The sequence below is a fragment of the Actinosynnema sp. NPDC053489 genome (assembly GCF_044544865.1).
Lineage (GTDB): Bacteria > Actinomycetota > Actinomycetes > Mycobacteriales > Pseudonocardiaceae > Actinosynnema.
Genome location: NZ_JBITXT010000020.1, coordinates 69,222 through 94,054, shown reverse-complemented (window position 1 = coordinate 94,054; position 24,833 = coordinate 69,222). Strand labels below are relative to the sequence as shown.

Here is a 24,833-nt window from a genome sequence, read left to right as displayed (position 1 = left end):
CGGAACCGGCCACCGGAGGTCGGCCGAAATCACGGGGCACCCCGTCCGGCAGGGCCGTAGGCTGGGTGCCGAGAACCCCTCCGGTGGACGTTCGGTCCCGGGCAGGGGTCTGTCCGCGTTCGACCCCCCGGGGAGCCACCGCAATGCCCCAGCCCGGCCCGCTGTCCGGCCTGCTCACCGCCGTCCTGCCCGACAAGGCGCTGCGCGCCCTCGCCGACTCGGTCGGCGTGCCCGACCTGGAACTGGAGGGACCGCCCGCGGCACGCCCGCTGGTCGCGGCGGCCCTGGCGAACAGCGCGCCCGTCCTCGCGGTCACGGCGACCGGCCGCGAGGCCGACGAGCTGCGGGCCGTGCTGTGCGACCTCATCGGCCACGAGCAGGTGGCGCTGTTCCCGTCCTGGGAGACGCTGCCGCACGAGCGGCTGTCGCCGAGGGCCGACACGGTCGGCGCGCGCCTGGAGGTGCTGCGCCGCCTGGCCCACCCCGGCGACAACCCCCTCAAGGTCGTGATCACGACCGTCCGCAGCCTGATCCAGCCGATGGCACCGGGCCTGGGCGACCTGGAGCCGCTGCACCTGGCCGTCGGCTCCGAGCACGACTTCGAGTCGCTGGCACCCGACCTGACCGGGCTCGCCTACACCCGCGTGGACATGGTCGAGAAGCGCGGCGAGTTCGCCGTGCGCGGCGGCATCCTGGACGTCTTCCCGCCCACCGCGGAGCACCCGCTGCGGGTCGAGTTCTGGGGCGACGAGGTCAGCGAGATCCGCCCGTTCGCCGTCGCCGACCAGCGCTCGCTGCCGCGCGAGGTGGCCTCGTTCACCGCGCCGCCGTGCCGCGAGCTGCTGCTCACCGAGCAGGTCCGGGCCAAGGCGGCGGCACTGGCCGGGGAGCACGCGGCCGACGCGCACCTGCACGAGATGCTGGACAAGATCGCCGCCGGCATCCCGTCGGAGGGCATGGAGGCCCTGATCCCGGCCCTGTGCGAGGGCGAGCTGCAACTGCTCACCGACGTCGTGCCCGCCGGCACCCACGTCGTGCTCAACGACCCGGAGAAGATCCGCGCCCGCGCCCAGGACCTCGTGCGCACCGGCCAGGAGTTCCTGGAGGCGTCGTGGATGGCCGCGGCCGGCGGCGGCAAGGCGCCCATCGACCTGGGCGCGTCCGCCTACCGCGGCCTCTCCGAGGTCGCCGCGGCCGCCCGCGCCAAGGGCCGGCCCTGGTGGACGCTCAGCCAGCTCACCACGGAGCACGAGGACGTCGTCCGGCTGGACCTCAAGCAGGTCGAGGCCTACCAGGGCGACATCGACCGGGCGTTCGCCGACCTGCGCGCGCACACGGTCTCCGGCGGCACGGCGGTGCTCGTCGTCCCCGGCGCGGGCACGGCCCAGCGCGCCACCGAGCAGCTGCGCGAGGCCGACGTCGCCGTCGTGCTGCGCGACGCGCTCGACACCGCGCCGAGGCAGGGCGCGGTCACGGTGGTGCGCGGCGCGCTGGAGGACGGCTTCTCGCTGCCCGAGCTGGCGCTGGTCGTGCTCACCGAGACCGACCTGACGGGCGGGCGGCACGGCACGTCCACCAAGGACATGCGCCGCATGCCCAGCCGCCGCCGCAACGCCGTGGACCCGCTGGCGCTCAAGGCGGGCGACTACGTCGTGCACGAGCAGCACGGCATCGGCAAGTACGTCGAGATGGTGCAGCGCACGGTGGCGGGCGCGACCCGCGAGTACCTGGTCCTGGAGTACGGCTCCAGCAAGCGCGGCCAGCCCGGCGACCGGCTGTTCGTGCCGACCGACCAGCTCGACGAGGTGTCGCGCTACGTCGGCGGCGAGCTGCCCACGCTGAACAAGCTCGGCGGCAGCGACTGGAAGAACACCAAGGCCAAGGCCCGCAAGGCGGTCAAGCAGATCGCGGCCGAGCTGGTCCAGCTCTACGCCGCCCGCCAGGCCGCACCGGGGCACGCGTTCGCGCCGGACACGCCGTGGCAGCGGGAGCTGGAGGACGCGTTCCCGTTCACCGAGACCGTCGACCAGATGGCGGCGATCGACGAGGTGAAGGCCGACATGGAGCGCACGGTCCCGATGGACCGGGTGATCTGCGGCGACGTGGGCTACGGCAAGACCGAGATCGCGGTGCGGGCGGCGTTCAAGGCGGTGCAGGACGGCAAGCAGGTCGTGGTGCTGGTGCCGACGACGCTGCTGGCCCAGCAGCACCTCAACACGTTCACCGAGCGGATGCGCGCGTTCCCGGTGACGATCAAGGGCCTGTCCCGGTTCACCGACCCGCACGAGGCCGAGCGGACGATCTCCGGCCTGGCCGAGGGCGAGGTGGACATCGTCATCGGCACGCACCGGCTGCTGCAGAAGAGCCTGCGCTACAAGGACCTCGGCCTGGTCATCGTGGACGAGGAGCAGCGGTTCGGCGTCGAGCACAAGGAGCACATCAAGGCGCTGCGCACGCACGTGGACGTGCTCACGATGTCGGCCACGCCCATCCCGCGCACGCTGGAGATGTCGCTGGCGGGCATCCGCGAGATGTCGACCATCCTCACCCCGCCCGAGGAGCGGCACCCGATCCTGACCTACGTCGGCGCGTACGACGACAAGCAGGTCGCCGCCGCCATCCGCCGCGAGCTGCTGCGCGACGGCCAGGTGTTCTACGTGCACAACCGCGTGTCCTCGATCGAGCGCGCCGCCCGGCACCTGCGCGAGCTGGTCCCCGAGGCCCGGGTGATCACCGCGCACGGCCAGATGAACGAGGACAAGCTGGAGAAGGTCATCCAGGGGTTCTGGGAGAACGAGTACGACGTGCTCGTGTGCACCACGATCGTCGAAACCGGCCTGGACATCTCCAACGCCAACACCCTCATCGTGGAGCGCGGCGACCTGCTCGGCCTGGCCCAGCTGCACCAGCTGCGCGGGCGCGTCGGCCGCGGCCGGGAACGCGGCTACGCCTACTTCCTGTACCCGCCCGAGGCGCCGCTGACCGAGACCGCGCACGACCGGCTGGCCACGATCGCGCAGAACACCGAGCTGGGCGCGGGCATGGCCGTGGCCATGAAGGACCTGGAGATCCGCGGCGCGGGCAACATCCTCGGCGCGGAGCAGTCCGGCCACATCGCGGGCGTCGGCTTCGACCTGTACGTGCGGCTGGTCGGCGAGGCCGTCGAGGCGTTCCGCAAGCACGCGGGCGCGGACGGCGACGGCGAGGAGGAGCTGGCCGAGGTCCGGGTCGACCTGCCCGTCGACGCGCACATCCCGCACGACTACGTGCCCGGCGAGCGGCTGCGCCTGGAGGCGTACCGCAAGATCGCCGCGGCGGCCGACGGGGAGGCGCTGCAGGCCGTGTGGGACGAGCTGAAGGACCGCTACGGCGCCCCGCCGCTGCCCGTCGAACGGCTGCTCGCGGTGGCCCGGTTCCGGCAGACGTGCCGCGCGCACGGCGTCACGGAGGTCGCCACGCAGGGCGCGACGATCCGGTTCGCGCCGCTGGACCTGATGGACAGCCAGCTGGTGCGGCTGCGCCGGCTGTTCCCCAAGGCGGTCCACAAGCAGGCCGCCCGCACGGTCAGCGTGCCGCGGCCGACCGAGGGCGCGGCCGGCGGCCGGATGGGCGCACCGCAGCTGCGCGACCAGGAGCTGCTGGATTGGTGCGCGCACTTCCTGGAGTCCTTGGCGGGGACTCCCGTGAGCGGCGTCACGAGGACGTGAGAAGGTACTGCTCGTGAGGACTGTGCAGAGGCGCTTCACCCTGATCGGCGCGGCGGTGGCACTCCTGGTCGCGGGCTGCGGCTCCGGACCGGGCCACGTCGGCTCGGCCGCGATCGTCGGCGACGCGGTGCTGCCGCTGGAGCAGGTGCAGCAGCGGCTGGACGTCGTGCTCAAGAAGGAGCCCGAGGCCCAGAAGCTGCACGACCAGCGCAAGCTCGACCAGGTCGCCCGGCAGCTGGTGACCCTGGGCGTGCAGCACGAGCTGATCGAGCAGGCGGCCCGGCGCGAGGGCGTGTCCGTGTCCGAGGAGGCCGTGACCCGGTCGGTCGAGCAGGCCGGCGGCGCGGAACTGGCCTCCAAGAACACCGTGTACGACGCGCAGACGTTCCGCGAGCGCGCCCGCGACCAGCTCCTGCTGGTCGAGCTGGCCCGCAAGTACGTGGACCGGATGGAAGTCACGTTCGACTACTTCTTCGCCAAGGACAACGCCGAGGCCGTCGACAAGGCCAAGCAGGTGGCGGCGAACCCGGCGAAGATGGCCGAGTTCGTGGCGGGCGCGCCCGCGGGCAACCAGGGGCAGAGCCTGTCCAAGGAGGGCCAGCGGGTGCGGTCGGCCGAGTCGCCGCAGGCCGCCCAGTCGCCGCTGTTCGGCGTCCCGGCGGGCACGGTGGTGGCGTTCGCGCCGGACCCGAGCAGCGCCCAGTGGATCGTGGCCCACGTGACCGACCGCAGGACCGACGTGCGGCCGTCCGGCGAGTCGTCCACCGAGCAGCTGACGCCGCAGCTGCTGGAGCAGGTCGGCCTGCGCCTCGTGCACACCCTGGCGGGCGAGCCGAAGATCCAGGTCAACCCCCGGTACGGCGTGTGGGACGGCACCGCCATCGCCCTCGCGCCCAGCGAGGGCGAGCTGACCGGCTACCAGGCGACGGTCCGGCAGACCTCGCCGTGACCGTGGTCGTCGTGGGCCACACCCCCGTCCTGCCCGCCGCCGCGCTGCCCGCACTGCGGGGCGCGGCGGCGGTCTACGCGGGGGAGGGGGTGGACCCCGCGCTCTGGTCGGCGGAGCCCGCGTCCGCGTTCGTCGCGGGCCCCTCGGTCGTGCTGATCACCACGAACCCGGACGAGCCCGCCGCGCGGGAGCTGGTCGCCGCGGGCGCGCCCGTCGTCGGCACCCCCGCCGTGCCGCTGCTGGACGCGGTGGCCGTGATGGACCGGCTGCGCTCGCCCGGCGGCTGCCCGTGGGACGCCGAGCAGGACCACGAGTCGCTGCGCCAGTACCTCGTGGAGGAGACCTACGAGCTGCTGGAGGCGATCGAGGACGGCGACCGGGCGGCGATGCGCGAGGAACTCGGCGACGTGCTGCTGCAGGTGCTGTTCCACGCCCGGATCGCGGCCGAGGACGCCGACGAGCCGTTCGGCGTCGACGAGGTGGCCTCCGACCTGGTGACCAAGCTGGTCGGCCGGCACCCGCACGTGTTCTCCCACGACCCGGCGGTGCGCGACGCGGCCACGCAGCAGCACCGGTGGGAGGAGCTGAAGCAGGTCGAGAAGCAGCGCCGGTCCAGCGTGGACGGCGTGGCGACCGGGCAGCCCGCGGTGGCGCTGGCCGGCAAGCTCGCGCAGCGCGTCGCGCGGGCCGGGTTCCCCGTGGACCTGCTGCCGGAGGGCGACGACACCGGCACGACGCTGTTCGCCGTGGCGGCGCTGGCCAAGCTCGCCGGCGAGGACCCGGAGACGGAGCTGCGCGCGGTGGCCCGCCGGTTCGAGGCCGACGTGCGCGCGGCCGAGCGGTCGGCGCGGGAAGCGGGCCTCACCTCGCTGACCGCGGCGGACTGGCGCGCCCACTGGCCGTCCTGAGCCGCCGCTCCGGACCTCACCCGAGGTCTTCGCCGGCGCACGCGGGTTCGGTGGGGCGGAGTCGTCTGCCGGGTTCGGTCCGGTCGGCGTGGCCGGGGCGCTAACGTCGAAGAGGTGACCTTGGGCTACCTCCGCTTCCCCCACCTGCACGGCGACCTGGTGACCTTCGTCGCCGAAGACGACGTGTGGCTCGCCCCGCTCGACGGCGGCCGGGCCTGGCGCGTCACCGCCGACCAGTCGCCCGCGTCCTTCCCCCGCTTCGACCCGACCGGGACGCTCCTGGCGTGGACCAGCCGCCGCGACGGCGCGCCGGAGGTCCACCTCGCGCCGGTCGAGGGTGGCGAGGCCACCCGGCTCACCTACTGGGGCGACTACACGACCGGCGTGCGCGGCTGGACGGCCGGCGGGGACGTCGTCGCGGTCACCTCCACCGGCCAGGCGACCACCAACCGCCAGTGGGCGCACGCCGTGCCCACCGACGGCGGCCCGGCGCGGCGGCTGCCGTTCGGCTGGGTGGACGACGTGGCGTTCGGCCCGGCCGGGCAGGTGGTCGTGACCTCGGTGTACGGCCGCGACCCCGCCTGGTGGAAGCGCTACCGCGGCGGTGCGGCGGCCAAGCTGTGGGTCGACGCGGCGGGCGACGGCGGGTTCGCGCGCATCCTGCCCGAGCTGCCGTCGTCGCTGACCTCGCCGATGTGGATCGGCGACCGGATCGCGTTCCTGTCCGACCACGACGGCGTCGGCAGCCTGTACTCGGTGGCCCCGGACGGCTCGGACCTGCGGCGGCACACCGAGCAGGAGTTCTACGCGCGGGTGGCGTCGACCGACGGCGAGCGGGTCGTCTGGCAGCACGCCGGCGAGCTGTGGGTCCTCGACGACCTCGCGGGCGCCGAGCCGCGGCGGCTGGACATCAGGCTCGGCGGACCGCGCACGGCGCTGCGGCCGCGTCCCGTGCCGTCCCGGCCCGACGACTTCGACCCCGACCGGACCGGCCGCGCGAGCGTGGTCGAGGTCCGCGGCACCGTGCACTGGGTGACCCACCGGGACGGGCCGGTGCGCGCGCTGGCCGAGCAGCCCGGCGTCCGCGCCAGGCTGCCGCGCGTGGTCGGCGACAACGTCGTGTGGGTGACCGACGCCGACGGCGAGGAGGGCCTGGAGTTCTCCCCGGTCGGCGGCGTCGAGCCCGGCAACGAGCCGCGCCGCGTCGCGGTCGGCCGGCTCGGGCGGGTGCTGGAGCTGGTCGTCTCCCCGGACGGGCGCAGGCTCGCCGTGGCCACGCACGACGGGCGGCTGCTGCTGGTCGACGTCGAGTCCGGCGAGGTCCGCGAGGTGCTCAAGGACGCGAACCCGCACGTCAGCGACCTGGCGTTCGCCCCGGACTCGAACTGGCTGGCGTGGTCGCACCCCGGGCCGCGCCCGCTGCAGCACATCCGGATGACCAACACGACCGACCTGTCCGTGGTCGACGTGACGCCGCTGCGGTTCTCCGACTTCTCGCCGACGTTCACCGAGGACGGCCGCTACCTGGCGTTCCTGTCGGTGCGCAGCTTCGACCCGGTGTACGACGCGCACGTGTTCGACCTGTCGTTCCCGACCGGCTGCCGCCCCTACCTGCTGCCGCTGGCCGCGACCACGCCCTCGCCGTTCGACCCGCTGCGCCTGGGCCGCCCGGTCGGCGACGACCCGGCCGACAAGGACAAGGACTCCGACGGCGAGAACCCGATCACCGTCGTGGACCTGGAGGGGCTGGCCGACCGGGTGGTGACGGTGCCGGTCGCCGCCGCCCGCTACGCCGGGCTGACCGCGGCCAAGGGCGGGCTGCTGTGGCTGCGCTCCCCGGTGCGCGGGGTGCTCGGCGACAACCTGGCCGACCCGGCGGCCCGGCCGCCGCGGGCCGTGCTGGAGCGGTTCGACCTGGCCAAGGGGCGGGCCGACGCGCTGGTCGACGGCGTGGACGCGTTCGCCGTCACCGGCGACGGGCAGCGGGTGGTCGTGCAGGACGGCGACGACCTGCGGGTCGTGCTGGCGGACCGGAAGGTCGACTCCGACGACCACGACTCGGTGGACGTGGACCTGTCGCGGGTGCGGGTGGTGGTGGACCGGGCGGCGGAGTGGCGGCAGGCGTACGCCGAGGCGGGCCGGCTGATGCGGGACCACTTCTGGCGCACCGACATGGGCGGCGTGGACTGGGCGGGCGTGCTGGACCGCTACCGGCCGCTGGTGGACCGGCTCGGCAGCTACAACGACCTCGTCGACCTGCTCTGGGAGGTGCAGGGCGAGCTGGGGACGTCGCACGCCTACGTCATCCCGGCGCACGGGCCGCGCGGGCGTGCCGTGGGGCTGCTCGGGGCGGACCTGGAGCGGGACGAGGCGGGGGCGTGGCGGGTCGTGCGGGTGATCCCGGGCGAGACGTCGGACCCGGCGGCGCGGTCGCCGCTGGCCGCGCCGGGGGTCGCGGTGCGGGCCGGTGACGCGATCGTGGCGGTCGACGGGCGGCAGGTGGACCCGGTGACCGGGCCCGCGCCGCTGCTGGTGGGCACGGCCGGCAAGCCCGTGGAGCTGACCGTGCGGCCGGGCGGTGGTGGCGAGCCGCGCCGGGTCGTCGTGGTGCCGCTGGAGGACGACGAGCCGTTGCGGTACCACGCGTGGGTGGCCGACCGGCGGGCGCGCGTGCGCGCGCTGTCCGACGGGCGCGTCGGGTACCTGCACGTGCCGGACATGATGGGCGCCGGCTGGGCGCAGCTGCACCGCGACCTGCGGGTGGAGCTGGCGCGCGAGGCCGTGGTGCTGGACGTGCGGGAGAACGGCGGCGGGCACACGTCCGAGCTGGTGGTGGAGAAGCTGGGGCGGCGGATCATCGGCTGGTCCGTGGCGCGCGGGTACACCACGGCCGACAGCTACCCCGGTGACGCGCCGCGCGGGCCCGTGGTGGCGATCGCGGACGAGTTCGCCGGGTCGGACGGCGACATCGTGAACGTGGCGATCAGGGAGATGGGCATCGGGCCGGTCGTCGGCACCCGCACGTGGGGCGGGGTGATCGGCATCGACATGCGGTACAGCCTGGTCGACGGGACGATGGTGACGCAGCCGCGGTACGCCACGTGGTTCGCCGGGCCGGGCTGGGGCGTGGAGAACCACGGCGTGGACCCGGACGTCGAGGTGGTCGTCACGCCGCAGGACCGGGTGGCCGGGCGGGACCCGCAGCTCGACACGGCGGTGCGGCTGGCGCTGGAGGCGCTGGCGGAGCGCCCGGCGGCCGTTCCGCCGCAGCTCCCGCCCCTCGCCTGACCGAGTTCACCCGGGCGTGTGATCGCGCGGCGGTTGCGCACGGGTGGTCCCGAACCGATCAATGAGTAACGCAGGATCGGATTCGGGGGTCTCGGGTTTCGTGAGTCATCGTGAGTTCCCGCGCAGCGGGCGGGGGTGCGCGGCGGCGGTCGTCGTGCTGCCCCTGGTGGCGGTCGGCGGGGTGGCGGCTCTGGTGTGGGCGTTCGGCCGGCCGGAGTCGTCACCGGTCGCCGCCGACCCGCCCGTGCCGACGCACCGGACGTTGGTGAGCGTGCGCACCGGCGTCCCGCCGGTCCCGTCGCCACCCCGTCCCGACGTCCCCGTGCCGTCGTCGGCCCCGACCACCCGCACCGTCACCACCACCGCGCCGACACCGTCCCGCGCCCCTCGACCGGGCCGCTACCCCTCCACGACGGTCCCCCGGCCGCCCTCGCCACCACGCACCCCACCGCACGACCGCGCCGAACCACCACCACCGGCCCACGCCTCACCCCTGCCGACCCGCCTACCCCACCCCCCACCTCCACCTCCACCGACCCCCACTCCCACCACCGACCCGACCACCACCGCACCCCCGCCCCCCGAGAGCCCAACCCCCTCACCGCGTGAGTCGAACCCTCAAGCCCCGTGAGTCGTCCCTCCAGCACCCGAGAGTCCTACGTTCAGGACGCGAGAGTCCTACGTTCAGAGCCCGAGAGTCCTACGTCCAGGACCCCCGAGTTCAACGCTCGGGCACGCGGTCACCCCGGCGCGGCAGCCGGCCGGCGACCCGAGCGTTGAACTCAGGGGCTCCGAACGTAGGACTCTCGTGACGCGAACGTAGGACTCACGAGACCTGGAGGGACGACTCACGGGAGCTGGAGGTAGGACTCTCGCGGTCAGGTGAAGAGGGTGTCGCCCCAGAAGCCCGAGTCGCGCACGCCCGGGGGGACGGCGAAGTGGGCGGAGCCGTTGTGCTCCAGGTACTCCATCATCTTGTCCTTGGCCGCCAGCGCCGCCTGCATCGGCACGAACTGCCGGCCCGTGTCCCGGTTGAAGCAGATGAAGAACAACCCGGCGTCGAGGTGCCCGAGCCCGTCCGACCCGTCGGTGAAGTTGTAGCCGCGCCGCAGGATCCGCACGCCGCCCAGGTGCTCGGCCGACGCCAGCCGCACGTGCGCGGTCCCCGGGATCACGGGCTCGCCGCCCTTCCCCTTGACGTGCAGGTCGACGGGGTCGAACTCGGCGACCTGCCCGAGCGGCGCGCCGACGCCCTTCGTCCGGCCCACGACCTGCTCCTGCTCGGCCAACGACGTCCGGTCCCACACCTCGACGTGCATCCGGATCCGCCGCGCCACCAGGTAGGTGCCGCCGACCAGCCAGTCCGGCCCGTCGCCGGGCGCGACCCAGACGTGCTCGCGCAGGGCGTCGCCGTCCTCGGCCTTGAGGTTGTTGGTGCCGTCCTTGAACCCGAACAGGTTGCGCGGGGTCGCCTGGGACGTGGAGGTGGACGACGTGCGGCCGAACCCGAGCTGCGACCACCGCACCGAGACCCGCCCGAACCCGATCCGCACGAGGTTGCGGATGGCGTGCACGGCGACCTGCGGGTCGTTCGCGCACGCCTGGACGCACAGGTCGCCGCCCGTGCGGCGGGGGTCGAGGTCGTCGCCGGGGAACCGGGGCAGGTCGATCAGCCCCGGTGGCTTCAGCGGCGCCAGGCCGAACCGGTCGTCGAACAGCGACGGCCCGAACCCGATGGTCAGCGTGAGCGACGACGGGGGCAGGTCCAGCGCCTCGCCGGTGTCCTTCGGCGGCGCCTGGGGGTTGCCGCCGACCGCGCCGCCCTCGGCCGCCTCACGGCCCGACGTCATCCGGCGGGCCGCCTCGGTCCACTCCTTCAGCAGCGACACCAGCTCGTCGCGCTTGGTCGTGGTGACGTCGAGCGCGACGAAGTGCATCCGGTCCTGCGCGGGCGTGACGATGCCCGCCTGGTGCTCGCCGTGGAACGGCACGGCCTCCGCACCGGTCAGCCGCACCCCCTCCGACGACGACGGGGACGACGGCGAGGACAGCGCACCCACCGCCGCGCCGGCCCCGGCCAGCGCGACACCCGCCCCGGCGAACCCGAGGAGCCTGCGACGCGGGAGACCGGTCACCGCGACACCACCTCGGCGACCTTGCTGATCGGCTCGCCGAGCGCGTCCACCGCGGCGGACAGGGCCTTGACGTCGGCCTCGGACAGGTCGGTGTAGAGCTTGAACCCGTCACCCGCGCGGTGGGTCTCCAGCAGCGCGTCCAGCGCCTTGAACTTCTCGTCCACCGACGCCACCAGCGCCGCGTCCCGCTCCTGGATCACCGGCCGCAGCGCCGCGACGGCCGCCTGCGAACCGTCCACGTTGGACCGGAAGTCCCACAGGTCGGTGTGCGAGTAGCGGTCCTCCTCGCCGGTGATCTTGCCGGTGGCGACCTCGTCCAGCAGCTCCTTCGCGCCGTTGGCGAGCTGCACGGGCGTCAGCTCGACGGTCTTGGCCCGCGAGACGATGTCGTTCACGTCGGTCAGCAGCCGGTCGGCGACGCCGGCGGAGTCGGCCTTCAGGCCGTCCTGCCACAGGTCCTTCTCCAGCCGGTGGAACCCGGTGAACTCGGCGCCCTCCTCGATGACGTCCTCCCGGCCGTCGATCTTGGGGTCGAGGTCGCCGAAGCTCTCCGCGACGGGCTCGATGCGCTCCCAGTAGGTCCGGGCGACGGGGTAGAGGGCCTTGGCGTCCTCGACCCGGCCCGCCTTGACGGCGTCGACGAACTCGGTGGTCTTGGTGAGCAGGCTGTCGGCCTGGGAGTTGACGTAGCGCTGGTAGCTCTTGGTGGCCTCGGCGAGCGCGGCGTCGGTGTCGGTGGACTTCCTGCCCTCGCCGTTGACGGTGAACTCGCCGCGGATGCCGTCGCCCTTCATGCCGGGCTTGCACGCCGTCTGGAGCTTGCCCGCGTCGGTGACCTCGACGATCAGCCGCCGGGTCAGGCCCGGCCCGATGTTCTCCACCTCGCCCAGGATCCGGTCGCCCTCGGCGTAGAGGTAGAACTCGGTGACCTTGGTGCCCTTGTTGGTCACCTCGAACGTCACGTTGCCGGTGTCGGCGCTGGTGCGGGCGACCTTGCAGGCGTCGTCGGTGGCCTCGACGGCGATGGGGCCGTCGGCGCCGGCGGGCGCGGCCTGGGAGCCGCAGGCGGCGGCGAGCAGGAGCAGCGAACCCGCGGCGGCGGTGCGGAGGGGGGCGGTGACGGGCACGGGGTACTCCGGTTTCAGCTCTTCGCCGCGACGCGCGGGCGGATCAGGAACAGCGGCAGGACGATCGCGACGTACGCGGTCCAGGCGACGGCTTGCAGCACGGTGGTGCGCTGCGAGTAGTTGAAGATGCCCTTGAGCAGCGCGCCGAGCCACGAGTCCTCGGGCACGGTGTCGCTCAGGTCGAACGCGAGGGTGTCCAGCCCGGGCAGGATGGCGGCTTCCTGCAGGTCGTGCAGGCCGTAGGCGAGCACGCCGGCGGCGACGAACACCAGCAGCGCGCCGGTCCAGGTGAAGAACTTGCCCAGGTCGAACCGGATCGCGCCCCGGTAGAGCAGGTAGGCCAGGGCGATCGCCGCGCCGATGCCGACCAGGAACCCGATCAGCGGCTGGGTGGTGCTGCCCGCGCTCTGGACGCTGGAGTAGAAGAACACCGCCGTCTCCAGGCCCTCGCGCCCCACGGCGAGGAACGCCAGCACGACGACGGCCGCCGGGCCGACGTCCAGCGCCCGGTCGAGCTTGCCGCGCAGGTCGGCGGCGATCGTGCGGGCCGTGGACCGCATCCAGAAGATCATCCCGGTGACGAACGCCACCGCGAGCAGGGACATCCCGCCGCCGAACGCCTCCTGCTGCTCGAAGGTCATCGTGGCGGTGGTGAACGTGATGACCGCCCCGACCAGCACCGACAGCGCGACGGCGGCGCCGACGCCCAACCAGACGTGGGGCAGCCGCGACCGGCGGTCGGTCTTGACCAGGAAGGCCACCAGGATGCTGACGACGAGGGCTGCTTCCAGCCCCTCGCGCAACCCGATGAGCCCGTTGCTGACGAGCACGGCGTTGTCCTCACCCGGGGTTAACTAAGGCTCGTCAAACTTAGGCAAGGCTTCGTTGAGGAGTCCAGTAGCACAAAAGGCGCAAATCCGGTATAGGCGACATCCGGGACGAATCAACGTGTGATCTGCGCCGTGGTTTGGCCGATCGACACGTAGCCTGGGGATCGTGGTCGCCCCGCCGCCGTCGAAGACCGAGCCGCGCCCCCCGTCGCGCGGCAGTGCCGGCAACCTCGCCGGACGCCTGGCGCTGGTGCTGCTCCTGCTGGCCGTCGTGGCCGGCGGGGCGTGGGTCCTGAGCACGGTCAACCGGTCCGCGCCCCGGCCCGCCGCCGACCCGCCGTTCCCCGTGCCGTTCCAGGCCGTCCAGCCGGGCGTGGCCGCGCCGGGCTCGGCGGGCGAGGTCCCGGCCGCCGGCGACCCCCGACCGTCCACCGCCGACCCGCTGGCCGAGTGGGCGGCGGCGCTGTCGGAGAAGACCGACGTCCCGGCCCGCGCGCTGCGCGCCTACGCGATCGCCGACCTGGCGATGCGGTCGCAGAACCCGTCCTGCCGGATCTCCTGGGCCACCCTCGCGGGCATCGGCCGCATCGAGTCCCACCACGGCACGATCGGCGGCCTGCGCCTGGGCGAGGACGGCCGGCCGTCGCGCCCGATCATCGGCATCCCGCTGGACGGCTCGCCGGGCGTCAAGGCCATCGCCGACAGCGACGGCGGCGCGCTCGACGGCGACACGAGGTGGGACCGGGCGGTCGGCCCGATGCAGTTCATCCCCACCACCTGGGTGCGCTACGCGGTCCGCGCCAGCGGCGACGGCCAGGCCCCGGACCCGCAGAACATCGACGACGCCGCCCTCGCCGCCGCCCGCTACCTCTGCTCGGGCGGCCGGGACCTGGGCACGGGCGCCGGCTGGTGGGCCGCCGTGCTGGACTACAACAACTCGACCGAGTACGGCCAGAACGTCTACAGCGGCGCCGACGCCTACGCCCGCGCCAGCCTCGGCTGACCGTCAGACCCGCACGGCCGGGTCCTCCAGGGCGCGCCGGACCCGGTCGGCGTCGGCGGTGCGCTCCTGCGCCCGGAACAGCCGCAGCGCCTCCCGCCACGCCTCGCGCGCGTCCTCCGGCCGGCCCAGCGCGGCCTGCGCCTCACCGAGGTGGTCCAGCGTCTCGGCCTCCGCGTAGCTGTAGCCGACGTCCCGGTACAGCGCCAACGCCTCCCGGTAGTGGTCCACGGCGGCCCGGTGGTCGCCCAGCCGGTGGTGGATGTAGCCGAGGCTGTCGAGCGTGTGCGCCGCGCCGTAGCGGTGGTCCAGCCGGCGTTGCAGCGCCAGCGCGGCCTCGCAGTGCGACCGGGCCTCCTCGTACCGGCCCAGCCGCGCCAGGTACCAGCCGACGTTGTTCAACGACCCCGCCCGGCGCACCGGGTCGTCCAACGCGGTCTGCAGCTCCAGCGCGCGCACGGCGTGCCCCAGCGCGCCCTCGTCGTCACCCCCGAGCTCCCGGGCCCACGCCAGCGCCTGGTGGGCGAGGGCGAGGTTGTGCCGGTCGCCCACGGACTCGCTCAACGCCCGCGCCCGCTCCAGGTGGGTCAGCGCCTCCTCGTGCCGGTGCACCTTGATCAGCGCCCGGCCGAGGAACCGGTGGCTCAGCGCCCGCGCCGCCGGGTCGCCCAGGTGGTCGGCCGCGTCCAGGGCCGCCCGCCACGACGCCAGGTCGTCGTGCAGCCGGCCGCGCCAGTGGTGGAACGTCTTCAGCGTCCACGCCAGCCGCCACACGACCTCGTGCCAGCCGCGCCGCGCGGCGGCGTGCTGCGTGGCCAGCAGGCACGCGTGCTCCGCCTCGAACCACGCCAGCGCCTCGGCGCGGGACGCGAGCGGCCGTTCGGCGGGCCGGTCGGGCGGGAACGGCGACGTGCCCGGCTCCAGCAGCACGTCACCCGCCTGGGCGGTGCGCAGGTAGGAGTCGGCGAGCCGGCGCAGCGCGGCCGCCCGGTCGTCCGGCGAGAGGTGGTCGGCCGCGGTGTCGGCGGCGTAGCGGCGGATCAGGTCGTGCATCCGGTAGCGGCCCGCGCGGTCGCGCGTCAGCAGCGACACCTGCTCCAGCGCCCGCAGCGCCGCCCGCGCGCCGGGCACCGGCAACCCGGTCAGGCTCGCCGCGGCGGCCAGGCCGAGATCCGGCCCCGGAGCGGTGCCGACCAGCCCGAACACCGCCGCCTGCTCGGCCGTCAGCGCCCGGTGCGACCAGGACAGCACGGCGGGCAGGCTGGTGGTCGGGTCGTCGCCCTCCAGCGCGCCGTCGCGCAACTCCGCCGCCAGCGCCGACAACGACAGCTCCGGCCACGTGTGCGCCCACCCGGCGATGATGCTCAGCGCCAGCGGGAACCCGCCGCCCAGGGCGGTCAGCTCGGCGAGGGCCTCGGGCTCGGCCGCCGCCTGGGACGCGCCCAGCCTGCGGGTCAGCAGCTCGCGCGCCTCCGCGTCGGACAGCACGTCCAGCGCCAGGTGCCGGCCGCCGTGCCCGGTGAGCACGCCCGAGAGCCGGGTGCGGCTGGTCACGACCACCGTGCACGTGCCGCCGCCGGGCAGCAGCGGCACGACCTGGGCGGCGTCCAGGGCGTTGTCCAGCACCACCAGCATCCGCCGGTCCGCCACGAGGCTGCGGTACAGCGCGGTCTGCGCGTGCGCGTCCGCGGGCACCAGGCTCGGCTCGACGCCCAGCGCGGTGAGGAACCCGCGCACCGCGACGGCGGGGTCCATCGGCCTGCCGTCCGGGCTGAACCCGCGCAGGTCGACGAACAGCTGGCCGTCGGGGAACCGGTCGAGGTGCCGGTACGCCCAGCTCACGGCCAGCGACGTCTTCCCGATCCCGCCGGGGCCGCCGACGGTGGAGATCGCGCCCGGGCCGGGGTCCAGGGCGGCCAGCTCGACGCCCCGCCCGGCGAACGACGTGGGCGGCGCGGGCAGCTGCCGCGGCACCGGCGCGGGTCTCGCCCCGACCGGGGCGAGGGCGGCGGACGAGGTGAGGATCTGCCGGTGCAGCGACCGCAGCGCCGGGCCGGGGTCGGCGCCGAACTCCTCGGCCAGCCGCGCGCGGACCCGGTCGAACTCCATCAGCGCGTCCGCCTGCCGCCCCGCCCGGTAGAGCGCGAGCATGTGCTGGGCGGCGACCCGCTCGTCCAGCGGGTGCGCCGCGGCCCGCGCGGCGAGCGCCGGCAGGAGCGCCGCGTGCCCGCCCCGGCGCAGCTCCACGTCGAGGTGGTCGGCCTCGGCGGCGAACCGGTCCTGCTCCAGGCCCAGCCGCACGGCGTCCACCCACGGCGCGTCGAGCCCGGCGAACGCCTCGCCCCGCCACAGCCCGAGCGCCCGCTCGAACGCCGCCGCGGCCCGTTCGTCGTCGGAGGCGGCCCGGGCCTCGTCGACGAGGCGGTGGAACCGGTGCACGTCCACCGCGTCCGGGTCGACGTGCAGCACGTACCCGCCGGAGCGGCGTTCGACGGCGAACCCGGCCTCGGCCAGGGGGCGGCGCAGGCGGGAGACGTAGTTGCGGACGACGTCGCGGGCGCGGTGCGGCAGGCGTTGCGCCCAGACCCGGTCCAGCAGCCGGTCGACGGTGACCACCCGGTTGGCGTCCATGAGCAGCGCCACCAGCACGGACCGCTGCCGCGCGTGCCCGAGGTCCACGCGGGCGCCGCGCACGCGGAGCTCGACCTCGCCCAGCACCCGCAACTCCGCCGTCACCCGAACCACCCCCGTACCGGCCCTTCCCGCGTGGCAGCGCGATGACCGGCGGATTCCACGTTTTCGGTGCGTTCACCCACCGGCGATGCCGAATCCTGGTGGCGGTGGCGGCTCGACCGGGGGGTGAGCCGCCACCCTCCCACCGGGGGTCCGGCGGCCGCGCGAACGGGCCGGAGGCGCGACGCCGGCGCTCAGCGGTCCCGCTCGACCGCCAGCCGGGCGCTGACCTCGCCCAGCGCCTCCTGGTACTCCGGTGACGGGTTCATCGCCGCCGCGATCCGCAGCTGCGTCACCGCCTCGGTCAACCGGCTCTGCCGCTGCAGCGTCCGACCCAGCGCGAACCGGGCGTAGTGGTCGCTCGGGTCCAGCTCCAGCACCTTCCGGAACGCCGCCTCCGCGCGGTGCAGCTGGGCCGAGCCCAGGTAGGCCCGGCCCGCGAGCAGTTGCACGCCCACCTGGTCCGGCGCGGCTTCGAGCACGACTCGGAGCTCGCGCAGCGCCTCCAGCGGGCGGCGGTCCGCGAGCAGCGCCTCGGCCCGGCGGAACGCCTCGAAGGTGCTGTCGGTCATGGTTCGATCAACGCTACCCGCGATTGCGTCATCCGGACGACAGCCGACCGGATGACGGGACGCCGTGTCACGCCGTGAGCGCGCCCCACAGCCGCTCCAGGACGGGCCCGATCGAGGCGGGCCGCTCCACGTGGGCGTTGTGACCCACCCCCGGCAGCACCACCCCGTCCGGCCGGGCCGCGAGCAGGTGCCCGGGCGGGCACAGGGGGTCGTGCTCGCCCGTCGCCAGCACGACCGGGGCCTTGGCCACCGCCAGCAGCCCGGTCACGTCCGGCGCGCCCACCCCGAACGCCGCCGGGTCCAGCGCCGCCCGCCACCCGCCGTCGACCTCGACCACGCCGGAGTCGTCCAGCGGCACGCCGGCCAGCCGCGCCGCCCACGCCGCCGCCTCGTCCCGGGTCGGGAACACTCTCGGGGGCCGGGCCGCCGCGCTCGCCGCCCTCGCCAGCTCCTCCGCGGTCCACCGCAGCTTGACCCCGAGCCCGCCGACGGCCCGCACGTCGACCCCGAACCACCCGCTGGCCAGCGTCAACGCCACCACGCCACCCAGCGAGTGCCCGAGCACCGCCACCGGGCCCGACCCCGCCCGGCCCGACCCCGCCGACCCCAGCCCGGCCGCCACCGAAGCGGCCAGCGAGCCGAACGAGTAGCCCGGCGCCGGAGCCGACCGGCCGTGCCCGGGCAGGTCCACCGCCGCCCACGCGCCCGGCCACGAACCCACCGCCCCGCGCCACACCGACCCGGTCGCGCCGAGCCCGTGCAACAGCACCAGCAGCGGCCCGTCGCCGCCGCGCGCCACGTGAACCACCGGTGAACCCCTTCCGGCCGGTGCCCCAACAGGCGAGCCGGGGCCGTCCCACACCTTGCACCAACTAGGCTCGGCATCGATACACGAATGGTCTGACGAGGGAGCGCACGTGGCGGTCATCGAGCAGGTCGGCGCCCGCGAGATCCTGGACTCGCGAGGCAACCCGACCGTCGAGGTAGAGGTGGCGTTGGACGACGGCACGCTGGAGCGCGCCGCGGTGCCGTCCGGCGCGTCGACCGGTGAGCACGAGGCGGTCGAGCTGAGGGACGGCGACGCCAAGCGCTACCTGGGCAAGGGCGTCGAGCGCGCGGTCACGGCGGTGCTCGACGAGATCGGTCCCGAGCTGGTCGGCATCGAGGCCGTCGAGCAGCGGGTGGTGGACCAGAAGCTGGTCGACCTGGACGGCACGCCGGACAAGTCCCGCCTGGGCGCGAACGCCATCCTGGGCGTGTCGCTCGCGGTGGCGAAGGCGGCGGCGGCGTCCAGCGGCCTGGAGCTGTTCCGGTACGTCGGCGGCCCGAACGCGCACGTGCTGCCGGTGCCGATGCTGAACATCCTCAACGGTGGCGCGCACGCCGACACCGACGTGGACATCCAGGAGTTCATGATCGCGCCGATCGGCGCGGAGAGCTTCCGCGAGGCCCTGCGCTGGGGCGCGGAGACCTACCACGCGCTGAAGTCGGTGCTGAAGTCCAAGGGCCTGGGCACGGGCCTGGGCGACGAGGGCGGTTTCGCGCCGTCGCTGTCCAGCAACCGCGACGCGCTGGACCTGATCCTGGTCGCGATCGAGAAGGCGGGCTTCACGCCCGGCCGCGACATCGCGCTGGCGCTGGACGTGGCCGCCACCGAGTTCTTCTCCGACGGCGCCTACACGTTCGAGAAGACCAAGCGCAGCGCCGAGCAGATGACCGGCTACTACACCGAGCTGGTCAACGCCTACCCGCTGGTGTCGATCGAGGACCCGCTGTCCGAGGACGACTGGGACGGCTGGGTGCAGCTGACCGCCGAGCTGGGCGAGCGCGTGCAGATCGTCGGCGACGACCTGTTCGTGACCAACCCGGAGCGGCTGGAGGAGGGCATCTCCCGCCGGGCGGCCAACGCGCTGCTGGTGAAGGTCAACCAGATCGGCACGCTGTCGGAGACGCTGGACGCGGTCGCGCTGGCCACCTCCTACGGCTACAAGTCGATGATGTCGCACCGGTCCGGCGAGACCGAGGACACCACGATCGCCGACTTGGCCGTGGCGGTCGGCGCGGGCCAGATCAAGACCGGTGCGCCCGCCCGCGGCGAGCGCACCGCGAAGTACAACCAGCTCCTGCGCATCGAGGAGGCCCTGGGCGACGCCGCGCGCTACGCCGGTGACCTGGCCTTCCCGCGGTACACGCCGGAGAGCTGATGGCACGGGGGGAACGGGACCGCCGGCGTGGCCGCGAGGCCGCGCCGAGGTCCCGGCCTGCCCGGGCGACGGCCCGCGACGGCGAGGCGGAGCGGCGGGCGGGCCGGGCCGCCGCGCCGCCGCGCGCCCGGTCCGCGGCGCGCAAGCCGCAGTCCAGGGCGCGGACGAGGGCGGGCGCGGGCACCGGCGGCGCGTTCGGCATGACGGGCACGCGGCGGGCCGCGCTGCTGGCGATGGTGGTGTGCGCGCTGGCGCTGAGCATCGCCGTGCCGCTGCGCACCTACCTGGCGCAGCGCGAGGAGCTGCGCGGGGTCACCGCCTCGCAGGAGACGCTGCGCGCCGAGGTGGGGCAGTTGGAGCAGCGCAAGCGGGAGCTGGCCGACCCGGCGCACGTGGAGGCCGAGGCGCGGCGCAGGCTGCACTACGTGCGGCCCGGCGAGACGCCCTACGTCGTGCAGCTGCCCGGCGACGAGGAACGCGAACCCGATCAGCAGCGACCGGAGACGAAACCGGCCGAGGACAAGGCGTGGTACGAGCAGTTGTGGGATTCGGCGGCGGCACGGTGACGGTGAGCGAGGAGGACCGGGCGGCGGTCGCGGAGCAGTTGGGGCGCGCGCCGCGCGGCATGCGCGCGGTGGCCGCGCGCTGCCCGAGCGGGCACCCGGCGGTGGTGCGGACCAACCCCCGGCTGGAGGACGGCACGCCGTTCCCGACCCTGTACTACCTGACGTGCCCGCGGTTGAACTCCTACGTCAGCAGGCTCGAGGGGGCCGGGCTGATGAAGGAGATGACCGAGCGGCTGGCGGTGGACGAGGACCTGGCGGCGCGCTACCTGCGGGCGCACGAGAGCTACCTGGCCGAGCGGGACGCGATCGAGCCGCTCGGCACCCGGGTCACCGCGGGGGGCATGCCGGGGCGCGTCAAGTGCCTGCACGTGCACGTGGCGCACTCGTTGGCCGTGGGCCGGGGGGTGAACCCGTTCGGCGACGAGGCGCTCGACCTGCTCGCGCAGTGGTGGCCGAGCGGCGACTGCGCGTCAACGGTGAAAAACTCGCCGTAGGGGCAGTTCTGCGGGCACTAACCTCAGGCGTGGCCCGTGACACTGCCGTTCCGATCAGGCACGCTGGATCACAGGCCGGGTGACGAGTCGATGGGGAGTTCGGAGCTGTGCCGAAGTCGAAGCGTCGGGCGCGGAAGAGGACCGGGGTCCAACCGGGCACGATGACGCCGAGGCAATGGGGTTTCGCCGCCACCGCCACGGCCGCGATGCTCGTGCCCGCCCTGCTGCACACGGCCACCCCGATCGACTGGGTGAACCTCGCGGGCGGCACGGACGTCGAGGCGGTCCCGCCGGGCCCGGGCGACGTGCTGGGCACGATGTCGCTGGACGCCCGCGGCAAGCTGGGCGCGACCGGCCGGCTGCCCGAGACCGACGAGCTGAGCGCCGGCCTGCTCGCCGACGCCGACGACCCGTCCGGCTTCGAGGACGACCTGCCCCCGCTGGAGGGCGGGTTCCCGCGCGAGGGCCAGCACGGCATCCCCGGCGTCATGCTCGACGCCTACATGCGCGCGGCGGACCGGCTGGCGCAGTCCACGCCCGGCTGCCACCTGGACTGGCCGCTGCTGGCGAGCATCGGCCGCATCGAGTCCGGGCACGCCCGCGGCGGCCGGGTCCGCGAGGACGGCACGACGGTCGACCCGATCCTGGGCCCGGTGCTCAACGGCGCGCCCGGCGTGGCGGCCATCCGGGACACCGACGGCGGCAGGTTCGACGGCGACCGGACGTGGGACCGGGCGGTGGGCCCGATGCAGTTCATCCCCTCCACGTGGGCCGGTTACGCCGCCGACGGCAACGCCGACGGGCAGCGTAACCCGAACAACATCTACGACGCGACCATCGGCGCGGGCAACTACCTGTGCGCCAACGGCGCGGACGTGGCGAACCCGGAGCAGCGGGCCCGCGCGGTGTTCCGCTACAACCAGTCCAACGAGTACGTGGCCACGGTGCTGTACTGGGCGGACGTGTACGCCAACGGCGTGCCGGTGCTGCCGGACCTGGTCGGCTCGGACGAGGACTTCGGGCAGGGCCTGGAGACGACGCCGGGCGGCACCGACGCCGCTCCCCCCGGCAACACCACGCCGCCGTCGTCGAGCACGTCCCGGCCGACGACGACACCGCCGACCACCACCACCACCACGACCCGGCCCGGCGTGACGATCACGTTCAAGCCGACCGTGCCGACGCGTCCCAGCACGACGACGACCACCCCGACGTGCCCCACGCCGACCACCACGACGAGCACGTCGACCACGACCACGGCGCCGACCACGACGACGCCGGTCCCGCCCGGCTGCCCCACGCCGACCACGACGACGACCACCACGACCACCACGACGACGACCACCGAGCCGAGCACCGCGGTCGCGACGCCGCCGGCCGCCACCTCCGGTGGCACGTCCTCCGGCAGCACGTCCTCCAGCGGTTCGGAGCCCGGTCGGCCGTCCTCGACGCCGACGTCCTCCATGAAGCCCGCCTGAGCGACCGGGTACCGCTCCCCACCGGTCGTCCGACCGCCCCACCGCGCCCAAGTACCCTGCCAGGGCAGCACTCGTCGGCGGGGAAGGACTCGGGGCATGGCACGCGTGGCCGCGATCGACTGCGGGACCAACTCGATCCGCCTGCTGGTCGCCGACGTGACCACTTCGGACGACGGCGCGCACTGGCTGCGGGACGTGCACCGGGAAATGCGGGTCGTCCGGCTGGGACAGGGCGTGGACGCCACCGGCGAACTGCACCCCGACGCGATCGCCCGCACCCGCGCCGCCCTCGCGGACTACGCGAACACCTTGCGCCGCAAGGGAACCGAGCGCGTCCGCATGGTCGCGACCTCCGCCACCCGCGACGCCGCCAACAAGGCCGCCTTCTTCGACATGACCCGCGAGGTGCTCGGCGTCGAGGCGGAGGTGATCACCGGTGACGAGGAGGCCCGCCTGTCGTTCACCGGCGCGGTGTCCGACCTGGACGCCGACGAGGGCCCGTTCCTCGTCTCCGACATCGGCGGCGGCTCCACCGAACTCGTCCTCGGCACGTGGGACGGCGTGCGCGGCGAGGTCCAGGCCGCCCGCTCGGTCGACATCGGCTGCGTCCGGCTCACCGAGCGCTGCCTGCACGGCGACCCGCCCACCGCAGCCGAGGTCCGCGAAGCCGCCCGGGTGACCCGGGACGTCCTCGACGAGGCGTTCGCCGCCGTGCCCGCGGCCGGCGCCAAGACCTGGATCGGCGTCGCCGGCACCGTCACCACCCTCGTCGCCCTGGCCAAGGACCTGCCGCGGTACGACCCCGAGGAGATCCACCTCGCCCGCCTCGGCCTCGACCGCGTCCGCGAGGTCACCTCGCGCCTGCTGGCCATGGACCACGACGCCCGCGCCGCCCTCGGCCCGATGCACCCCGGCCGCGTCGACGTCATCTGCGGCGGCGCGCTGATCGTCGGCGCGCTCGCCGACCACCTGGAGGCACACGGCGTCACCGAGCTGGTCGCGAGCGAGCACGACATCCTCGACGGCATCGCGTTCTCCCTGGCCTGACCCCGGCACTGCTGTCAACTGGGATTGATCGTGACCAGGTCGTGACGCGCCCGACCGGGTGGCCCACGTCACGCGAGCCCTAGGTTCACTCTCACGCTGTGAAAGCGGTCGACTCTGCTCGGTCACACCCGATCAGGTGGGAGGACCCATGTCGCGTGCACGATTAGTCCCCGCAGCCGTGGCGGTCGCGCTCGCGGCCACGGCCTGCGGAACGACCGACACCCCGACCGGCTCGAACACCGACGCCGGCATCACGATCTTCAACACCGAGCCGGAGAACCCGCTCGTCCCCGGCAACACCACCGAGGTCGGCGGCAGCCGCGTCCTCGACCCCCTGTTCACCGGCCTGGTCGAGTACCGCGCGCAGGACGCGCAACCCGTCAACGCCATGGCCGAGTCGATCGACACGACCGACTCCAAGGTCTTCACCGTCACGCTTAAGCAGGGCTGGCTGTTCCACGACGGCACGCCGGTCACCGCGAAGAGCTTCGTCGACGCCTGGAACTGGACCGCCTACGCGCCCAACGCCACCCAGGGCGCCAGCTTCTTCTCGCAGATCGAGGGCTACTCCGCCGTCAACCCCCCGGACCCCGACGGCCCCGACGGCCCGGGGGAACCGCCCGCGCCGACCGCCCAGACCATGTCCGGCCTGCGGGTCGTGGACGACCGCACCTTCACCATCACGCTGTCCGAGCCGTTCGCGGTGTTCCCCGTGACCATCGGCTACGAGGTCTTCTCCCCGCTGCCCGAGGCGTTCTTCGCCGACCGCGCCGCCTTCGAGGCACACCCCATCGGCAACGGCCCGTTCCGGTACGTCTCCCGCGCCGTCGGCTCCGACATCAAGCTGACCCGCTACGACGACTACCGGGGCGACGACAAGCCCAAGTTCAAGGACCTGACGCTCAAGGTCTACCAGAGCCGCGAGTCCGCCTACGCCGACCTCGTCGCCAACAACCTCGACTTCATGGAGGAGCTGCCGCCCAACGCGCTGGCGGGCAGGCAGTACGAGACCGACCTCGGCGACCGGGTGGTGCAGCGCGAGACGCTCAACAACCAGACCATCGCGTTCCCGATGTACCTCGCGCCCTACGACAACGCCGACCTGCGCCGCGCGATCTCCATGGCGATCGACCGCGAGGAGATCACCCGGCGCATCTTCGAGGGCACCCGCAAACCCGCCGACGGCTGGGTGCACCCGCTGACGAAGGGCTACCGGCCCGGCCAGTGCGGCGAGTACTGCCAGTACCACCCGGACAAGGCCAAGGAGGCCTACGCCAGGTCCGGCTACACCGGCGAGATCGTGCTGCTGTCCAACACCGACGGCGGCCACCAGGAGTGGGCCGAGGCCGTCGTGAACAGCATCCGCAACACCCTCGGCGCGCAGGTCCGGTTCGCGCCCTCGACCAGCTTCGGCGAGTTCCGCCAGAAGGTCAACGCGCACAAGATGACCGGCATGTACCGGGCGGGCTGGATCGCCGACTACCCGTCGATCGAGAACTGGCTGTCCCCGGTCTTCCGCACCGGCGCGTCGTCCAACGACGGCCTGTACTCCAACCCCGCGTTCGACGCGAAGCTCGCCGAGGCCGACCGGGCGCCCAGCGAGGACGAGGCCATCCGGCTCTACCAGGAGGCCGAGCGGATGCTGGCCCCCGACCTGCCGTCGATCCCGCTGTGGACGCAGAACACCGTCGCCGGCCGCTCCGACCGGCTCAAGGTGGCCAACCTCGACCCGTTCCGCACGCTGGACCTCTACTCGGTGGAAGTGGCCTAGCACCAGCCGTCGCACGGCCGGCCC

18 protein-coding genes are annotated in these 24,833 nt (G+C 74.2%); 11 read left to right on the top strand and 7 right to left on the bottom strand.

The annotated features are described in order from the left end of the window. Positions 1-143: 143 nt before the first annotated feature. The 4 genes from mfd to ACIGNX_RS32385 all read left to right on the top strand — a co-directional run bounded on the left by mfd (position 144) and on the right by ACIGNX_RS32385 (position 8,852). Entirely contained in the window at positions 144-3,707 is a 3,564-nt protein-coding gene (mfd, locus tag ACIGNX_RS32400; protein ID WP_396544947.1) for a transcription-repair coupling factor, read from the top strand. A gap of 13 nt (positions 3,708-3,720) precedes the next feature. Next, entirely contained in the window at positions 3,721-4,656 is a 936-nt protein-coding gene (locus ACIGNX_RS32395; protein ID WP_396544945.1) for a SurA N-terminal domain-containing protein, read from the top strand. 11 nt (positions 4,657-4,667) lie between these two features. Further along, the gene (locus ACIGNX_RS32390) at positions 4,668-5,564 is read left to right on the top strand and encodes a MazG family protein (protein ID WP_396544943.1); all 897 of its coding nucleotides are present in this window, start codon (positions 4,668-4,670) and stop codon (positions 5,562-5,564) included. A gap of 114 nt (positions 5,565-5,678) precedes the next feature. Continuing rightward, positions 5,679-8,852 (top strand): PDZ domain-containing protein, encoded by a 3,174-nt coding sequence (locus ACIGNX_RS32385; RefSeq protein ID WP_396544941.1) that lies wholly within the window; start codon positions 5,679-5,681, stop codon positions 8,850-8,852. A gap of 105 nt (positions 8,853-8,957) precedes the next feature. Here ACIGNX_RS32385 and ACIGNX_RS32380 read toward each other — a convergent pair whose 3' ends face one another. The 4 genes from ACIGNX_RS32380 to efeU form a co-directional block, all read right to left on the bottom strand. Then, complete coding sequence (locus ACIGNX_RS32380; protein WP_396544939.1) at positions 8,958-9,203, bottom strand: hypothetical protein; 246 nt, start codon at positions 9,201-9,203, stop codon at positions 8,958-8,960. 527 nt (positions 9,204-9,730) lie between these two features. Beyond that, a complete protein-coding gene (gene efeB, locus ACIGNX_RS32375; RefSeq protein ID WP_396544937.1) occupies positions 9,731-10,987 on the bottom strand; it encodes an iron uptake transporter deferrochelatase/peroxidase subunit in 1,257 nt (418 codons plus the stop codon). Next, positions 10,984-12,114 carry an iron uptake system protein EfeO gene (gene efeO / locus ACIGNX_RS32370; protein ID WP_396544935.1) on the bottom strand — a complete coding sequence of 377 codons (1,131 nt, stop codon included), beginning with the start codon at positions 12,112-12,114 and terminating at the stop codon, positions 10,984-10,986. Before efeO ends, efeB begins: the two co-directional genes overlap by 4 nt. A gap of 14 nt (positions 12,115-12,128) precedes the next feature. Next, positions 12,129-12,944 carry an iron uptake transporter permease EfeU gene (efeU, locus tag ACIGNX_RS32365; protein WP_396544933.1) on the bottom strand — a complete coding sequence of 272 codons (816 nt, stop codon included), beginning with the start codon at positions 12,942-12,944 and terminating at the stop codon, positions 12,129-12,131. Positions 12,945-13,110: 166 nt separating this feature from the next. Here efeU and ACIGNX_RS32360 point away from each other — a divergent pair, with 166 nt between their 5' ends. Continuing rightward, positions 13,111-13,947, top strand: coding sequence for a lytic murein transglycosylase (locus ACIGNX_RS32360; RefSeq protein ID WP_396544931.1), 837 nt, complete (start codon positions 13,111-13,113; stop codon positions 13,945-13,947). A 3-nt stretch (positions 13,948-13,950) separates the two neighbouring features. Here ACIGNX_RS32360 and ACIGNX_RS32355 read toward each other — a convergent pair whose 3' ends face one another. The 3 genes from ACIGNX_RS32355 to ACIGNX_RS32345 form a co-directional block, all read right to left on the bottom strand. Then, positions 13,951-16,680 (bottom strand): BTAD domain-containing putative transcriptional regulator, encoded by a 2,730-nt coding sequence (locus ACIGNX_RS32355; protein ID WP_396544929.1) that lies wholly within the window; start codon positions 16,678-16,680, stop codon positions 13,951-13,953. A gap of 191 nt (positions 16,681-16,871) precedes the next feature. After that, entirely contained in the window at positions 16,872-17,249 is a 378-nt protein-coding gene (locus ACIGNX_RS32350; RefSeq protein WP_396544927.1) for a tetratricopeptide repeat protein, read from the bottom strand. A gap of 67 nt (positions 17,250-17,316) precedes the next feature. Beyond that, positions 17,317-18,057, bottom strand: coding sequence for an alpha/beta fold hydrolase (locus tag ACIGNX_RS32345; protein WP_396544925.1), 741 nt, complete (start codon positions 18,055-18,057; stop codon positions 17,317-17,319). Positions 18,058-18,166: 109 nt separating this feature from the next. Between ACIGNX_RS32345 and eno the strand changes: the two genes are divergently transcribed. The 6 genes from eno to ACIGNX_RS32315 all read left to right on the top strand — a co-directional run bounded on the left by eno (position 18,167) and on the right by ACIGNX_RS32315 (position 24,809). Continuing rightward, the gene (eno, locus tag ACIGNX_RS32340) at positions 18,167-19,453 is read left to right on the top strand and encodes a phosphopyruvate hydratase (RefSeq protein WP_141979206.1); all 1,287 of its coding nucleotides are present in this window, start codon (positions 18,167-18,169) and stop codon (positions 19,451-19,453) included. Further along, positions 19,453-20,019: a septum formation initiator family protein gene (locus ACIGNX_RS32335; protein ID WP_396544923.1), complete on the top strand. Its 567-nt coding sequence runs from the start codon at positions 19,453-19,455 to the stop codon at positions 20,017-20,019. The genes eno and ACIGNX_RS32335 overlap by 1 nt, the downstream gene beginning before the upstream one ends. 59 nt (positions 20,020-20,078) lie before the next feature. Beyond that, the gene (locus tag ACIGNX_RS32330; protein WP_396544989.1) at positions 20,079-20,513 is read left to right on the top strand and encodes a DUF501 domain-containing protein; all 435 of its coding nucleotides are present in this window, start codon (positions 20,079-20,081) and stop codon (positions 20,511-20,513) included. Between the two features lie 161 nt (positions 20,514-20,674). Further along, positions 20,675-21,991, top strand: coding sequence for a lytic transglycosylase domain-containing protein (locus ACIGNX_RS32325; RefSeq protein ID WP_396544921.1), 1,317 nt, complete (start codon positions 20,675-20,677; stop codon positions 21,989-21,991). A 96-nt stretch (positions 21,992-22,087) separates the two neighbouring features. After that, a complete protein-coding gene (locus ACIGNX_RS32320; RefSeq protein ID WP_396544919.1) occupies positions 22,088-23,038 on the top strand; it encodes an exopolyphosphatase in 951 nt (316 codons plus the stop codon). A gap of 148 nt (positions 23,039-23,186) precedes the next feature. Beyond that, positions 23,187-24,809 carry an ABC transporter substrate-binding protein gene (locus ACIGNX_RS32315; RefSeq protein ID WP_396544917.1) on the top strand — a complete coding sequence of 541 codons (1,623 nt, stop codon included), beginning with the start codon at positions 23,187-23,189 and terminating at the stop codon, positions 24,807-24,809. Positions 24,810-24,833: the final 24 nt, after the last annotated feature.